The organism is Mameliella sp. LZ-28 (assembly GCF_012274245.1).
GTDB lineage: Bacteria > Pseudomonadota > Alphaproteobacteria > Rhodobacterales > Rhodobacteraceae > Antarctobacter > Antarctobacter albus.
On sequence record NZ_JAANYX010000011.1, the window covers coordinates 54,898 to 69,733 of the forward strand.

The 14,836-nt window shown below is 66.5% G+C and carries 11 protein-coding genes, 1 tRNA gene and 1 riboswitch; of the genes, 7 read left to right on the top strand and 5 right to left on the bottom strand.

The window, feature by feature from the left end; translation table 11 throughout:
* The first annotated feature begins 32 nt into the window (after positions 1-32).
* The 4 genes from lpxD to G9Q80_RS06905 all read left to right on the top strand — a co-directional run bounded on the left by lpxD (position 33) and on the right by G9Q80_RS06905 (position 4,647).
* Positions 33-1,124, top strand: a complete 1,092-nt coding sequence (gene lpxD / locus G9Q80_RS06890) for a UDP-3-O-(3-hydroxymyristoyl)glucosamine N-acyltransferase (protein WP_088713917.1) — start codon at positions 33-35, stop codon at positions 1,122-1,124.
* A 37-nt stretch (positions 1,125-1,161) separates the two neighbouring features.
* Positions 1,162-1,422 (top strand): acyl carrier protein, encoded by a 261-nt coding sequence (locus tag G9Q80_RS06895; protein WP_043145190.1) that lies wholly within the window; start codon positions 1,162-1,164, stop codon positions 1,420-1,422.
* A complete protein-coding gene (locus G9Q80_RS06900) occupies positions 1,419-2,627 on the top strand; it encodes a beta-ketoacyl-[acyl-carrier-protein] synthase family protein (RefSeq protein ID WP_043145187.1) in 1,209 nt (402 codons plus the stop codon). Before G9Q80_RS06895 ends, G9Q80_RS06900 begins: the two co-directional genes overlap by 4 nt.
* Positions 2,628-2,826: 199 nt before the next feature.
* The gene (locus G9Q80_RS06905) at positions 2,827-4,647 is read left to right on the top strand and encodes an ABC-F family ATP-binding cassette domain-containing protein (RefSeq protein ID WP_088713916.1); all 1,821 of its coding nucleotides are present in this window, start codon (positions 2,827-2,829) and stop codon (positions 4,645-4,647) included.
* Positions 4,648-4,653: 6 nt separating this feature from the next.
* On the opposite strand, the gene G9Q80_RS06910 is transcribed toward G9Q80_RS06905, so the two are convergent.
* Complete coding sequence (locus G9Q80_RS06910; protein WP_088714152.1) at positions 4,654-5,727, bottom strand: AbrB family transcriptional regulator; 1,074 nt, start codon at positions 5,725-5,727, stop codon at positions 4,654-4,656.
* 83 nt (positions 5,728-5,810) lie between these two features.
* Between G9Q80_RS06910 and G9Q80_RS06915 the strand changes: the two genes are divergently transcribed.
* Positions 5,811-6,923 carry an acetoin utilization protein AcuC gene (locus G9Q80_RS06915; RefSeq protein WP_088713915.1) on the top strand — a complete coding sequence of 371 codons (1,113 nt, stop codon included), beginning with the start codon at positions 5,811-5,813 and terminating at the stop codon, positions 6,921-6,923.
* 21 nt (positions 6,924-6,944) lie between these two features.
* Here G9Q80_RS06915 and G9Q80_RS06920 read toward each other — a convergent pair.
* Positions 6,945-7,018: transfer RNA gene (locus tag G9Q80_RS06920), tRNA-Gly, on the bottom strand.
* A gap of 130 nt (positions 7,019-7,148) precedes the next feature.
* On the opposite strand from G9Q80_RS06920, the gene G9Q80_RS06925 reads away from it, so the two are divergent.
* A complete protein-coding gene (locus tag G9Q80_RS06925) occupies positions 7,149-8,291 on the top strand; it encodes a fumarylacetoacetate hydrolase family protein (protein WP_088713914.1) in 1,143 nt (380 codons plus the stop codon).
* Between the two features lie 159 nt (positions 8,292-8,450).
* Here the strand turns inward: G9Q80_RS06925 and G9Q80_RS06930 are convergent, their stop codons facing one another.
* The 3 genes from G9Q80_RS06930 to G9Q80_RS06940 form a co-directional block, all read right to left on the bottom strand.
* On the bottom strand, positions 8,451-10,490 hold the full coding sequence (locus G9Q80_RS06930; RefSeq protein WP_088713913.1) for an ASKHA domain-containing protein: 2,040 nt from the start codon (positions 10,488-10,490) through the stop codon (positions 8,451-8,453).
* Between the two features lie 135 nt (positions 10,491-10,625).
* Positions 10,626-11,774, bottom strand: a complete 1,149-nt coding sequence (locus G9Q80_RS06935) for a CaiB/BaiF CoA transferase family protein (protein WP_088713912.1) — start codon at positions 11,772-11,774, stop codon at positions 10,626-10,628.
* A 127-nt stretch (positions 11,775-11,901) separates the two neighbouring features.
* Positions 11,902-12,858, bottom strand: a complete 957-nt coding sequence (locus G9Q80_RS06940; RefSeq protein ID WP_088713911.1) for an agmatinase — start codon at positions 12,856-12,858, stop codon at positions 11,902-11,904.
* A gap of 172 nt (positions 12,859-13,030) precedes the next feature.
* Between G9Q80_RS06940 and G9Q80_RS06945 the strand changes: the two genes are divergently transcribed.
* The gene (locus tag G9Q80_RS06945; RefSeq protein WP_133066352.1) at positions 13,031-14,539 is read left to right on the top strand and encodes a hypothetical protein; all 1,509 of its coding nucleotides are present in this window, start codon (positions 13,031-13,033) and stop codon (positions 14,537-14,539) included.
* 98 nt (positions 14,540-14,637) lie between these two features.
* Positions 14,638-14,816, top strand: a riboswitch (cobalamin riboswitch).
* Positions 14,817-14,836 lie beyond the last annotated feature (20 nt).

Genomic DNA, 14,836 nt, shown 5'->3' on the forward strand with positions numbered 1-14,836 from the left:
CCGGACCGCGCCCTGCAACGTCCGGAGACACCATGCCTTTCACCATCGAAGACATCGCAATCGCCCTCGGCATGACTGCCGAGGGCGATTTGTCTCTGACCGTCTCCGGGCTGGCGGAGCCTGCGGACGCGGGGCCGGAGCAACTGGCGATGGCGGCCAGGCCCGAGTTCGTCGAGGCCCTGGGCCGGGGGCAGGCCCGCGCGGCGCTGCTGGCGGCGGGCACGGACTGGCAGGCGCTGGGGCTGCAAGCGGCGCTGCTGTCGGATCGCCCGCGTTTTGCCATGTCGGGGCTGACCGGCATGATGGACCGGGGGCCGGGTTACGCGCCGGGCCTCCATCCGCAATCGGTGATCGACCCGACCGCCGAGCTTGGTGAGGGCGTGTCGGTGGGGCCATTTGCGGTGATCGAGGCCGGCGCCCGGATCGGCGCCGGGTCGGTGGTTGGTCCACAGTGTTATGTCGGGCGCAACGCGCGCATCGGCGCGGGGGCGCTGCTGCATGTCGGGGGCCGGATCATGTCGGAGGTGGTCATCGGCGACCGTTTCATCGCCCAGCCTGGCGCGATCATCGGGGGCGACGGGTTCTCCTTTGTCACGCCGGAACGCTCGGGCGTCGAAAAGGCGCGCGCCTCGCTGGGCGGCGAAGGCACGGATAGTGCCCAGTCCTGGGCACGGATCGCCAGCCTGGGTGCGGTGACAATCGGCGACGATGTCGAGGTCGGCGCCGGGTCGACCATCGACAAGGGCACGATCCGCGACACCCGCGTCGGCAACGGCACGAAGATCGACAACCTCGTGCAGATTGGCCACAACGTCGTGATCGGACGCGACTGCCTGCTTTGCGCGAATGTCGGCATCGCCGGGTCGACCGTGGTGGGAGACAACGTGGTGCTGGGCGGCAAGGTCGGGGTCTCGGACAACCTGCGCATCGGGGATCGCGCGATCCTGGGGGGCGCCACGGTGGTCCTGTCGAATGTACCGGCCGGGCGCGTCATGTTGGGCTATCCGGCGATGAAAATGGACACCCATGTCGAGGCCTACAAGGGCCTGCGCCGCCTGCCGCGTCTGTTCCGAGACGTCGCAGAGCTCAAGAAAGCAGTTTCAAAGCTGATGGGAAATGACTAAGTGTCCGGCAATTCTGGACAAGCGCGGGGCTGAGGTCATGGACGTCAAGGAACAGGTCATTCAGATCATCGCGGAGCAGGCGATGCTCGATGTCTCGGACGTTGCGATGGAAAGCACGCCCGAAGAACTGGGGATCGACTCTCTCGGGCTGGTGGAATCGATCTTCGCGATCGAGGAGCAGTTCGACATTTCGGTACCCTTCAATGCCAACGACCCTTCGGAATCGGATTTCGACATCTCCTCGGTGGCGAAGATCGTCGAGGGGATCGAGAAACTGATCGCCGAGCAGAAGTCGTGAAGCGTGTCGTCATAACCGGGGCGGGAACGATCAACGCCCTGGGCCAGGATGTCCCCGCGACTCTGGAGGCGATGCGCGAGGGGCGCTGTGGCATCGGCGAGCTGGAGTTCCGCGACGTGGAGCGCCTGGCCATCCGCATTGGCGGACAGGTCAAGGGGTTCGAGCCCGAGACCGTGTTCAACCGCCAGCAGCTTGCGCTTTATGACCGTTTCACCCAGTTCACGCTTTTGGCCGCCCGCCAGGCGGTGGCGCAGGCAGGGCTGGAATTCGTGGGCGACCTGGCCAACACCTCCGGCGTGGTGCTGGGCACCTCCGGCGGCGGGCTGAGCACGCAGGATGACAATTACCGCGCGGTTTACGAAGAGGGCAAGAACCGGGTTCACCCCTTCGTCGTGCCCAAGCTGATGAACAACGCGGCCACCAGCCACGTCAGCATGGAGTTCAACGTCAAGGGCCCGAGTTTCACCGTCGCCACCGCCTGCGCCAGTTCCAACCACGCGATGGGGCAGGCGTTCCAGATGATCCGCACGGGCATGTGCACGGCGATGATCACCGGCGGGTCCGAGTCGATGTTGTGTTTCGGCGGGGTGAAGGCCTGGGAAGGTCTGCGCGTCATGTCCAAGGACGCCTGCCGCCCCTTCAGCGCCACCCGTAACGGGATGGTGCAGGGCGAGGGCGCCGGCGTGTTCGTCTTCGAGGAATACGAACACGCGAAGGCCCGCGGCGCCGAGATCCTGGGCGAGGTGCTGGGCTTTGCCATGACCTCGGATGCGGCGGATATCGTCATGCCATCGAAGCATGGCGCGGCGCGGGCGATTTCAGGCGCGCTGCGCGATGCGCGGGTCAGCAGGGAACGGGTCAGCTACATCAACGCGCATGGCACCGGGACAGCGGCCAACGACAAGACTGAATGCGCCGCAGTGGCCGATGTCTTTGGCACCCATGCGGACAACCTCATGATCTCTTCCACCAAGTCGATGCACGGCCACCTGATCGGCGGCACCGGGGCGGTCGAATTGCTGGCCTGTCTCATGGCACTGAAGGACGGGGTCATCGCGCCGACCATCGGCTACGAGGAGGCTGACCCGGAATGCGCGCTGGACGTGGTGCCGAACGTGGCGCGCGAGGCCGAGGTGGACGTGGTGCTGTCGAATGCCTTTGCCTTTGGCGGGCTGAACGCGGTGCTGGTGCTGGGGCGCGCCTGACAGGGGCGTGAACCAAAGGTGCGCCTTGCGGCGCGCAGGATGTCTCGGCGCCGGCCTTCGGCCGGACACCTCGGGCCGGGGGCGCTGCCCCCGCACCCCCGGGAGTATTTCTGCCAAGAAGAAGCCCTGAGCGGGGGAAAGGCGGTCGCGGGGCCGGAGCCCATTGACGAATGGCGTGGGCGGGATTAGCGCTGCGCGCATGGCTCCTCCTCCCTTGCTTCAGCTCACCTCTGTCTCTCTCACCTTTGGCGGCGATCCCGTCTTTTACGACCTGTCGCTGACCGTCCACCAGGGCGATCGCGTGGCGCTTGTCGGGCGCAACGGCTCTGGCAAGTCGACGCTGATGAAGGTCATGGCCGGGCTTGTGGAACCGGATCGGGGGGACCGCGTGGTGCCGGCAGGGATTTCCGTGGGCTACATGGAGCAGGACCCGGACTTGTCGGGCTATGCCACGCTGGGCGAGTTCGCTGCCTCGCAACTGGCGGCTTCCGAGATGTACCGGGTTGAACGCGCGTCCGAGGGCCTGAAATTCGATCCCGACCGTCCGGTCGAGACGGCCTCTGGCGGTGAGCGGCGCCGCGCCGCGCTGGCCAAGCTGATGGCCGAGGCGCCGGACCTGATGCTCTTGGACGAGCCGACCAACCACCTGGACATCGAGGCGATTTCCTGGCTCGAGGACGAGTTGAAGACGACGCGCAAGGGTTTTGTCCTGATCTCGCACGACCGTCGGTTCCTGAGCGAATTGACCCGCGCGACGCTTTGGATCGACCGGGGGCAGGTGGCGCGGCAGGAACGCGGTTTCGAGGCCTTCGAGGCCTGGCGCGACAAGGCCTGGGAAGAAGAGGACCAGCAGCGCCACAAGCTGGACCGCAAGATCAAGGCCGAGGCCCGCTGGGCCGTCGAGGGCATCAGTGCCCGCCGCAAGCGCAACCAGGGCCGGTTGCGGGCGCTGCAGGACATGCGCAAGGAACGCGCTTCGCAGATCCGCCGGCAGGGCGCGGCGGCGATGGAGATGGCCTCTGGTCCGAAATCCGGCAAGAAGGTCATCGAGGCGCAGGGGATCACCCATGCTTTCGACGACAAGCAGATCGTGCGCAATTTCGACCTGACGGTGCAGCGCGGCGACCGGGTCGCCTTTGTCGGACCGAACGGCGTGGGCAAGACGACGCTGATCAAGATCCTGACCGGTGAGATCCCCCCCGACGCGGGCAGCGTGAAGCTGGGCACCAACCTTGTCCCGGCGATCTTTGACCAGAGCCGGGCGCAGCTGGACCCCGAGGCCTCGCTCTGGGACAGCCTGACCAATGACCGCGACATGCGGGTGTCGGGGCAGTCCGACCAGGTCATGGTGCGGGGACAGCCGAAACACGTCGTCGGCTATCTCAAGGAATTTCTCTTTGACGAACGGCAGGTGCGGGCGCCGGTGCGGTCGCTTTCCGGGGGCGAGAAGGCGCGGCTCTTGCTGGCGAAACTGCTGGCGCGGGAATCGAACCTGCTGGTGCTGGACGAGCCGACCAACGACCTGGATGTCGAGACGCTGGACCTGTTGCAGGAACTGCTGGACGATTACGACGGCACCGTGATGCTGATCAGTCACGACCGGGATTTCCTGGACCGGGTCGCCACCACGACCGTCGCGATGGAAGGGGGCGGGCGCGCCACCGTCTATGCCGGGGGGTGGTCGGATTACCAGTCCCAGAAGCGCGAGCAGGCCGGGCCTGCGAAAAAGGCAAAGCCTGCGGCCAAGGCCGGGACTGCGCCGAAGCCTGCTGCGGCAACGCCGGCAAAGCCGGTGCTCAGCTTTACCGAGAAGCACCGGCTGGAAGCCCTGCCGGGGGAGATCGACCGTCTGGGCGCAGAGATCGCCAAGCTGGAGGAATTCCTGGCCCAGCCCGATCTGTTCACCAAGGAACCTCTCAAGTTCCAGAAGGCCACCGATGCGCTGGTGGAGCGTCAGGAGGCGCTGAGCGCGGCCGAGGAGGAATGGCTTGACCTGATGGAAAAGGCCGAGGAGGCCTGACGGCGCTCAGCGCATACCGAGCAGGCGGGCGGCCACGCTCAGTTCCACCACGGTCATCAGGATGCGGGCGACGTGATGCAGGCTGACCAGCGCCGGGTTGGCGGCAAGGCTGAGCGCGACGATGGACATTTCCGCCACGCCGCCGGGGGAGAAACTGATCAAGAGGTGCAGCCATTCGATGCCGGTGATCTGCCAGAGCAAGGCGGACAGGACTCCCCCCAGCACCAGCATGTAGGCCACCGAGACCAGTGCCAGCCAGGCGCAGCGACGCAGGAGCGCCATGTTCACGCCCTTGAACCGCATTCCCAAGCTGACGCCGATCACCAGTTGCGCACTGGCGATCAGCCAGATCGGCAGGTGCAGGTCCAGCACCCCGGTCACCGTGGCCAGGGCCGCGAGGATCATCGGACCGCTCAACTGGGCGGCGGGCAGGCGGATGAGGCGGGCAAGGTACAACCCCAGCCCCGCCGCCAGCGCGATCGTCACCAGTGCCAGCGGCGTCACCCGGGATTGCCCCATCGCGGATTGCAGCCCCGCCGCGCTGCCCACCGGCGCCCCCATCCAGAGCGAGAGCCCCAACGGCAGGAGCGTGATCACCACGATGATGCGCAGGAATTGCTGGGCGGTCAGGATGCGGATGTCCGCGCCCGCGCCTTCACCCATGACGATGCTTTCCATCAACCCGCCCGGCGTGCCCGAGTAGAAGGCCGTGGCGCGGTCATATCCGCCAAGGTAGCGAAAGATCGCCATGTTTCCGAAATGGGCCAGCACCACGAAAACGACCAGCCCGGCCATCGTCCAGGGCAGTTTGCCCGCCAGGGCCACCAGTTCCGCCGTGACCTGGGTGCCGATCATCACCCCGATCAGGGCAACGAACCCGGTCCGGAAGGGCATCGGGAAACTGTAGTCTGCGAGGATGGGCGGCGCCCAGATCAGGATGACCAGGGCCGAGGCAAACAGCCCGCCCAGCATCCAGGGCATGGGAAGGTGCACCAGGCTGGCAAGGCCCCCGCCAAGCGCGCCGAAACACAACATGAGGGCTGTCTGCCAGACCAGGCGGAAAGAAGGCACTTGTGACATGTCGGTTTGAATAGGCTGGTCCCGGGAAAGGTTCAATGCGGGCCGGATTTCCTTTGGCGACAGAAGGCTCTAACTCTGCCCACATGTCCAGCCCCGTCTTCATAGGCTCGCGCATCTACCGCGGCTCGGTCTATGGCCCACGTCATCCGCTGTCGATCCAGCGGGTGCCGGCAGTGACCGATCTGGCGCGGGCGCTTGGCTGGGTGCCGGACAATCGTTATCGCCCCTCGCCCCGCGCCAAGCCGGTGGCGCTGACAGGGTTTCACACCCCCGCCTATATCAATGCGTTGCAGGCCGCCGAGGCCGCGCAGCAGGTCAGTGACGAGGTGCGGGCACGTCACGGGCTGGGCACCCTGTCGAACCCGGTGTTCCCCGAGATGTACCGCAGGCCCGCGACGGCGGTGGGTGGCGGGCTGCTGGCGGCGGAACTGGTCCGTGATGGCGGGATCGTGCACAACCCCGGCGGGGGACAGCATCACGGGTTGCCCGATGCCGCGGCGGGTTTCTGTTTCCTGAACGAGCCGGTGCTGACCATCCGCCGCCTTCTGGACATGGGTCTGCAGCGGGTGGCCTATGTCGACATCGACGCGCATCATTGCGATGGGGTCGAACTGGCCTTTGAGGGCAGCGAGCGGGTGCGCATGATCTCGATCCACGAGGCGCGGCGCTGGCCCTTTACCGGCGCGCTGGAGGACAGGGCCGGCGGTTCTGCCTTCAACCTGCCGGTGGCGCGCGGGTTCAACGACACGGAATTCAAGTTGGTGCTGGAGGAGATGATCCTGCCGGCGGTCGAGGCATTCCGGCCCGAGGCGATCTTTCTGCAATGCGGGGCGGATGCTCTGGCCGAGGACCCATTGGCCCGGCTGAGCCTGTCCAATCGCAGTCATGTTACGACGGTCCGGGCGCTGCGCCCGCTGGCGCCGCGGATGATCGTCTCGGGCGGGGGCGGCTACAATCCCTGGACGGTGGCGCGTTGCTGGACGGCGGTCTGGGGCGAGATTGCCGGAAAGCAGGTCCCGGAGCGCCTGCCGCAAGAGGCCGAGGCCGTGCTGCGGGCGCTTGTCTGGCACCGCAAGGGGCAGCCGGAGGAGGCGCTGTTCACGACGCTTTTGGACAGCCCGCGCGAGGGCCCGATCTCTGGCGACCTCAGGGCTGACGTGGCCCGATTGCAGGCGCGGCTGGCGCCGGCCCTGTGACAGGTGCACGATGAGGAGGATTGGAGCGGGTGAAGGGAATCGAACCCTCGTATGCAGCTTGGGAAGCTGCCGTTCTACCATTGAACTACACCCGCAGCGACGGATTGGATACCGCAGGACCCGAGGCGGTTCAAGATCAAACCGATCACACTCGGGATGGTTCCGTGCGGGCGGCATTTCCTCTAGACCCTTCGGCAAGAACAAAGATCCCGGGAGGACCGAACCATGACACTTGCATTGCCCCAGACAGGCACCTTTGTCGGCCGCGCCTGGCGGCCGGATCGCAACGGCCCCGCGCTGATCGCGCGGCGCGGCGCCGAGGCGTTGGACATCACCTGCCGCGAGGTGCCCACGATGCAGGCGCTGCTGGACCTGGACGACCCGGTGAGCTTTGCGCAGAACGCGCCCGGCGACAGCCTTGGCACACTCGAGGCGCTGGCGGAGGCATCCACCGAAGATCCGCAGGGGCCATACTTGCAGGCGCCCTGTGATCTGCAACCGGTCAAGGCCTGCGGCGTCACCTTTGTCTCGTCGATGCTGGAACGGGTGATCGAGGAACAGGCCAAGGGCGATCCGGCCCGGGCGCTGGCGATCCGCGAACGCTGTACCGCCATCCTCGGCGAAAGCCTGCGCGCGGTGGAACCCGGATCGGACAAGGCCGGGCAGCTCAAGGAGGTGCTGATCGCCGATGGCGTCTGGTCGCAATACCTGGAGGTGGGGATCGGCCCCTATGCCGAGGTCTTTTCCAAGGCCCAGCCCATGTCCGCCGTGGGCTTTGGCGCCAGCGTCGGGCTGCATCCCGTATCGACCTGGAACAACCCCGAACCCGAGATCGTGCTGGCCTGCGACGGGAAGGGCCGTATCCGGGGCGCGACCCTTGGCAATGACGTCAACCTGCGGGACGTCGAGGGGCGGTCCGCGCTGCTGTTGGGCAAGGCCAAGGACAACAACGCCTCCTGCGCCGTGGGGCCGATGCTGCGGCTGTTTGATGACAGCTATGGGCTGGACGACGTGCGCCGGGCGGAACTGACGCTGACCGTGACCGGCACTGACGGGTTTGTCCTGAACGGACGCAGCAGCATGTCCGAGATCAGCCGCGATCCCGAGGACCTGGTGGCGCAGACCTGCGGCGCGCATCACCAGTATCCGGACGGGTTTTTCCTGATGCTGGGCACGCTCTTTGCCCCGACCGAGGATCGCGACATTCCCGGCGAAGGGTTTACGCACAAGCTGGGCGACGTGGTCGAGATTTCCGAGCCGCAGCTGGGCAGCCTGCAGAACACCGTGCGGCTCTCCACCGAATGCGCTCCCTGGACCTTTGGCACCTCGGCTCTGATGCGAAACCTCGCGGGGCGCGGCCTGTTGTAAGGGGGCTTTGCCCCCTCTGCGCCAAGGCGCATTCACCCCCAGGGTATTTGGACCAAGAAGAAGCACGAAGCGTGGCGTTCCCTGTTTCCCTGGCCCAAGAATGCCCATAGGGGGGAGCCGCGCGCGGTGTGGGCCAGGGCAGGCTCCGCTCCGTCGTGCCTATCCGCGCCGCCGCCTGCGGCGTCCGCCGCCGTCCTCGCCGCCGGTGTTGAAGCTGACCTGCGGCAGGGTGACGATCTTGTGCAGTTCCGGAAAGGCGTCGGTGGCGTGCGGGATCGCGTTGGCGTTGACGAAATGCTCCTGGAACTTGGGCTCGATCGCGGTTTCCACCTTGGTGATCTCGCGCACCACGCGCTCGATCTCGCGCCGGGCGGCAAGGTTGCACAGCGCGATGCGCGCGCCGGTCCCGGCGGCATTGCCCGCGCTGGTCACCTTGTCCAGCGGCACATCCGGGATCATGCCCAGCACCATCGCGTGCTGGGGCGAGATATGCGCGCCGAAGGCCCCCGCCAGCACCACGCGGTCCACCTTGTCGACGCCGCGCGTGTCCATCAACAGGCGCGCGCCGGCATAAAGCGCGGATTTGGCCAGCTGGATGGCGCGAATGTCGCCCTGGGTGACGGTGATGCGCGGCCCGCCCTCGGCGGTGGCGTCATGGATCAGGTAGCTGTGGGTTCGGCCCTCGGGGAAACAGCGATCCGTACCGGTCTGGGCTGGCCCGCCGATCAGGCCCGAGGGGTCCAGCAGGCCGGCGGTGCGCAGTTCCGCCACCGCCTCGATGATGCCCGAGCCGCAGATGCCGGTGATACCGGTGGCCGCCGCTTCCTCCCAGAAGCCCTCTTCGTTCGACCACTTGTCACAGCCGATGACACGGAAACGGGGCTCCTTGGTTTCGGGGTCGATGCGGATGGCCTCGATGGCACCGGGGGCTGCACGCTGCCCGGAACTGATCTGCGCGCCCTCGAAGGCGGGGCCGGTGGGCGAGGAACAGGCCAGCACGCGGGTCTTGTCGCCAAGCAGGATCTCGGCGTTGGTGCCGACGTCCACGACCAGGACCAGGTCCTCGGACTTGCCCGGTTCCTCTGACAGGGCGACGGCGGCGGCATCGGCGCCGACATGGCCCGCGATGCAGGGCAGGACGTAGACCTGCGCCGAGGCGGGCAGGGAGGCCAGGTCGAGGTCGCGCGCCGTCAGGGTCAGGGAATTGGATGTGGCGAGCGCAAAGGGCGCCTGTCCCAGTTCGACAGGGTCGATCCCCAGCAGCAGGTGATGCATCACCGGGTTGCAGACGAACACGGTCTCCAGGATCAGCGAGGGCGCAATCCCGGCCTCCTTGGCGATCTCCACCGCCAGCGTGTCGATGGCCTCGCGCACGGCGCGGGTCATCTCGGCATCGCCGCCGGGGTTCATCATCGCGTAGGACACCCGGCTCATCAGGTCTTCGCCAAAGCGGATCTGCGGGTTCATGATGCCGGAGGAGGCGACGACCTCGCCGGTGTCGAGGTTGGTCAGATGCGCCGCGATGGTGGTGGAGCCGAGGTCGATGGCCAGGCCGTAGATGCCGGCCTCGTGCAGGCCGGGCCAGGCGGCGATCAGGCGCGGCGTGGCCTCGACCGAGGACTTGTGCAGGGCCACGGTGATCTTCCAGTCGCCCTTGCGCAGGATCGGCTGCAACTGGCCCAGAAGAGAGAATTCCGCCGTGATCTCGGGGATGTCCCATTGCGCCCTGAGCGCACGGGCAAGGCGTTCCAGGTCGCCCGTGGGTTCGTGCATGTCGGGTTCTTCGACCTCGACGTAGAAGATCCGCGTGGCCGGGTCCATCTCGATCACGCGGGCGGTGGCGGCCTTGCGCACCACCTGGCGGTGCACCTGGCTTTCTGCGGGCACGTCGATCACCACGTCGCGCTGTACCGTGGCCTGACAACCAAGACGGCGCCCGGGTTTCAGCCCGCGTTTCTGGTCATAGCGTTCCTCGACCTTGTTCCACTCGGACAGGGCATCCTGGGCGACATGTACGCCGTGTTTCGGGAAATCGCCGTAGGACGGCGTGATCTGGCATTTCGAACAGATGCCGCGCCCGCCGCAGACGGAATCGAGATCGACGCCCAGCTGGCGGGCGGCGGTCAGGACAGGGGTGCCGACGGGAAAGCGGCCGCGCTTTCCGGACGGGGTGAAGACGACAAGCGGATCTTTGGTCATGAAGCGAACCTCCGGGTTGGGCGGACCATAGCGGCTGCACCGGCGAGGGAAAGACGCAAGGCGTCAGGATCAGGGCGGAAAACGGCACGGCGCGCCGGGCAGCGGCCCGGTGCGGCACATGTCTGCGGGTCGGGGTCAGCCCTGTTCGAGCCAGCGCAGGATTTCGCCCCGGTTGCCGTCGAGATCGGGCGCGGGGGGGCGCGACTTGGGGTCCGGCGCGTCGGTCATCTTGATCGGGTTTCCGGCGGCCTTGTAGGCCTGACGCCCATTCTTGTCGAGCACGTCCACCACCATGTTCCGGGCCAGGATCTGCGGGTCCTTCAACACCTGTCCGACGTCCTGGATCGGCCCCGTGGGGATGCCAGCCGCGGTCAGCCGAGAGATCCAGTAGGCGCGGGTGTTCTCCAGCGTCACCGCCTCGATCAGGCGCTTCAGCAGGCGGGCGTTGTCACAGCGCGCCGGGTTGGTGGCAAAGCGCGGATCGTCCGAGATCGGCAGATCCAGCGCGATACAGAGCTTCTCGAACAGTCGGTCATTGCCGGCGGCGATCACGAACAGCCCGTCGGAGGCATGGAAGGTCTCGAAGGGCGTGATCGAGGGATGCCGCGCGCCGGAGGGTCCCGGCGCCTTGCCGGTCACCGTGGTCAGCGCCACCGCGTGTTCCAGGATGGCCAGCTGGCTGTCCAGCATGGCCACGTCGATCTTGCGCCCCAGGCCGGACCGGTCACGGTCCAGCAGCGCGGCAAGGATGCCCTGTGACAGGAACATGCCCGCCACGATGTCCCCGATCGAGGCGCCCACGCGCACCGGGTCGCGGTCCTTTTCGCCGGTGATCGACATCACGCCGCCGCGCGCCTGCACCACCATGTCATAGGCCGGGCGCCGTGCGTCCGGGCCGGTATGCCCGAAACCCGAGACAGCGCCATAGACCAGCCGGGGAAAGGCGGCGTGCAGGTCTTCCCAACCATAGCCCAGACGTTCCATAACCCCGGGGCGGAAATTCTCGACGATGACGTCGGCCCGGGCCAGCAGGCGTTCGAAGATCAGCCTGTCCTCGTCGGCCTTGAGGTTCAGCGCGATGCTTTTCTTGCCGTGGTTGATGGCGGCGAAATAGGCGGATTTCCCATCCTTGAACGGTGGAAAGGCACGGGTGTCGTCACCGCCTTTCGGGGTTTCGACCTTGATCACCTGTGCCCCCATGTCCGCCAGGGTCATCGTGCAGAAAGGGCCGGCAAGGACATGTGTCAGGTCAAGAATGACGTATCCGGCAAGAGGGGCGGTCATGGGCGGGTCCTGTTCTGGGTCGGGTGCTCTGCACCACACAAGCGCGACAAGGCGTTGACGGCAAGGCCTGTGATCGGGGCTGCGCGATCCTTTGCGGGGGCGCGGCGGATTTGATGCGGATTTCAGCCTAGGGTCGTGGCAGCCCGGCGTGAAAGACGAAGCCCAGCAGGTTCATCAGCAACTGCGCGGCCAGGATCGAGGTGCTGCCGGTCGGATCGTAGTCCGGGGCGACCTCGACAAGGTCGATGCCGACGACCGGGTGAGACTTCGCTGCGTTTTGCAGGATCTCCAGCACCTCATAGTAGAGAAAGCCGCCGTGGCTGGGCGTGCCGGTCCCCGGAGCGATCGAGGGGCAGAAGGCGTCGATGTCGATGGTGATGTAGATCGGCACACCTTCGGGCAGGCGGGCGGCAGTGGCTTCGGGACCCAGCTTGCGCGCTTGCCGGACCGACAGGATGTCGGAGCCCCGGGCGCGGGCGTCCTCGTAGCCCTCGCGCGCAGTGGACGAGACGTTGCGGATACCCAGCTGGGTCAGCCCGGTGACCCAGGATTTTTCCGCCGCGCGCCGCATCGGATTGCCGTGCCCCCGCGTGACGCCATGCCGTTCGTCGACGAAATCCAGGTGCGCGTCGATCTGCAGGACATGGAAGGGCGCGCGTCCCTCGTAGGCCTCGATGCAGGGGATATTGATCGAATGGTCGCCGCCGATGGTGACGGGCAGGGCGCCCGCCGCCAGGGCGGCCTCGACGCCGCGGCGGATATTGGCGTGGCTGGTTACGGTGTCGGTGTGGACGATGTCGGCATCGCCCATGTCGACCAGCCGCACACCGTCCAGATAGGTCACGTCTTCCTCGTGGTCATAGGCGCCCGCGTGGCCGAAGCTGAACAGGGTCGAGGCCTCTCGCACGCCGCGCGGGCCGAACCGTGCCCCGGCGCGCCATTGCGTGCCCGCGTCGAAAGGGGCGCCAAGGATTGCCGCATCGGCCTGCAGGCTGGACCAGTCGGGCTGGTAGGGGGCCCTGGCAAAGGTGCAGATGCCGGTGAACGGAAGGTTCAGCCGACCGGATTCGTAACCGTGACTCATGAGGCTCTCCTTGATTGGCGCCAGCCTAGTCGGAGGGGCGCGCGCAACAAGGGGCATTGCGCGTCGAGGGTCGAATAATCGCTAAGGTTGATAAGTTCCTCTTGAGTACACGTTGCAATGCCTTACCCTGCGTAATGTGGATACAATCTTTGATTGCACTGGAGGGACTGAAATGAACTCGTTTAACAAGAGTCGGCCGTTGTTGGCCTTGGCGCTGGCAGGGCTGCCGCTGACGGCCCTGGCGCAGGACTATGGCGTCGACATGCCTGCGGAACCCGCGCCGGGTGTCCGCTTCCCGACGCCCGAGGCCGAGATCGACGCCTGGATCCGGGCGGAGCCGCAAAACAGTGACGCGATCCATGCCCACGCCTGGGGGATCTGGGCCGGACTGACGAAACCTGTCGAGGGGGAGGGCGCCTATGCCCGGCTGACCTATCAGACCTGGCTGACCAAGGCGGATGTGATCGACGTCTTCACCGGCGAGTCACCCGTAGATCAGTTCCGGCTGGGCGAATCGAACCAGATGTTCAAGCACGGGCTGGTGGACGGTTTCCTGGCCAACGCCGCGCAGGAAAAGAAGGACGGGACCGAGCCGGTTAAAAATGCCGCGGGGATCATCGTCAATACAGATGTGTTGGAAAACGTGGCCTACAGCCCGCCCTCGGCGCAATACCTGCTGGACACCGGCACAGGTAAACCGGAGGTGCTGGACCGGCTGCTAGAACAGGGCGACAAGGTGCGCTTTCCCGATGCGGCGGTGAACGTCAAGCCGGTCTACAAGCTGATCACCGATGATCGCATCACCGAGTGGACCGGCGCGGATGGCCAGACCCGCAGGCTGTACGCCTTCACCGCCTGGCCCGGAGAGCCGGACCTGGCCAACTGGACCCCGGATATGAAACAGGGCGGCTATCCAGAGACGCTCTGGCAGCAATGCGTCTATGTCGATCTCGACCTCGAGGGGCCGACAACCTCGACCGGGGTCGACGTGAACTGCAAGAGCCCGTCCGAGGGGAACATCTATTCCGTCGATGATTTTATCGCCGTGGACCTGAAAAAAGAGGATGCCGCTTTCGTCAACAAGTCGACGGGGGACAGCCGCGACCTGACCGACGGAGAGACCTCTATCGCTCTGCTGGTGGCCATGCATGTCACCTCTCGCGAGACGACGCAGTGGACCTGGCAGACCTTCTGGTGGGAGGCGGACGCCGCCCGGCCCAACACGCCCTCAAGTGCAGCGGTGGCATCGGCCCGGCCCGATACGTTGACCACACAGGCGGCGCATTACGCGATGGCGCCGGCCTATTCGATGCTGGTGCCGGCCCAGCCGCTAGTCGGCGGCAAGAACGTGGGCGCGCTGGTGACGGCCTTCAATCCATACCTGGAGGCCGGTTTCGGCACGCCGGTCATCGGGATCACCGAGACGGTGCAGATCCCGGACGGCGCGGGTGGCTGGACCACGACGACGACCGACATGGGCATCCAGACCAACTGCATGACCTGCCACGGCCTTGCGGCCTGGGGCGGACGTGGCACGGGCTATGCCGCGAATTTCTACGTTCCGCGCGATTACTGGGTGTTCGACACGGCGCTGGACGTGGATTTCGCCTGGTCGGTGCAGGCCATCGGCGAGGCTGTCGAGAAGGCGGAAAAGAAAAAGGCCGACGCGGCGTCAGAGTGACCGGGTCTTGACCGTCATGGATCGTTGCAGGCGCCCCTTTGGGCGCCTGTTTCGCGTTCCGGGGACAGAATCAGCGATTGCCCCGTCGGCCCGCCTGTCGCATTCTGCGTCCGTCAGGTGCCTCGCGAGGGGAGAATCGGGAAGCCGGTGCAAGACCGGCGCGGGCCCGCCGCTGTAAGGGGGATGGAGCGGACAGATGCCACTGGGGGCAGCCCCGGGAAGGCGTCCGCCCCGGCAGACCCCAAGCCAGAAGACCGGCCTGACGGCATCGACCGGCGCCTTGGACAGCGTCCGGTC

What these genes read in the sequence shown, in the direction of transcription:
- lpxD (WP_088713917.1), top strand. Translation starts at nt 33, where the DNA reads ATGCCTTTCACCATCGAAGACATCGCAATCGCCCTCGGCATGACTGCC.
- G9Q80_RS06895 (WP_043145190.1), top strand. Translation starts at nt 1,162, where the DNA reads ATGGACGTCAAGGAACAGGTCATTCAGATCATCGCGGAGCAGGCGATG.
- G9Q80_RS06905 (WP_088713916.1), top strand. Translation starts at nt 2,827, where the DNA reads ATGGCTCCTCCTCCCTTGCTTCAGCTCACCTCTGTCTCTCTCACCTTT.
- G9Q80_RS06910 (WP_088714152.1), bottom strand. Translation starts at nt 5,727, where the DNA reads ATGTCACAAGTGCCTTCTTTCCGCCTGGTCTGGCAGACAGCCCTCATG.
- G9Q80_RS06915 (WP_088713915.1), top strand. Translation starts at nt 5,811, where the DNA reads ATGTCCAGCCCCGTCTTCATAGGCTCGCGCATCTACCGCGGCTCGGTC.
- G9Q80_RS06925 (WP_088713914.1), top strand. Translation starts at nt 7,149, where the DNA reads ATGACACTTGCATTGCCCCAGACAGGCACCTTTGTCGGCCGCGCCTGG.
- G9Q80_RS06930 (WP_088713913.1), bottom strand. Translation starts at nt 10,490, where the DNA reads ATGACCAAAGATCCGCTTGTCGTCTTCACCCCGTCCGGAAAGCGCGGC.
- G9Q80_RS06935 (WP_088713912.1), bottom strand. Translation starts at nt 11,774, where the DNA reads ATGACCGCCCCTCTTGCCGGATACGTCATTCTTGACCTGACACATGTC.
- G9Q80_RS06940 (WP_088713911.1), bottom strand. Translation starts at nt 12,858, where the DNA reads ATGAGTCACGGTTACGAATCCGGTCGGCTGAACCTTCCGTTCACCGGC.
- G9Q80_RS06945 (WP_133066352.1), top strand. Translation starts at nt 13,031, where the DNA reads ATGAACTCGTTTAACAAGAGTCGGCCGTTGTTGGCCTTGGCGCTGGCA.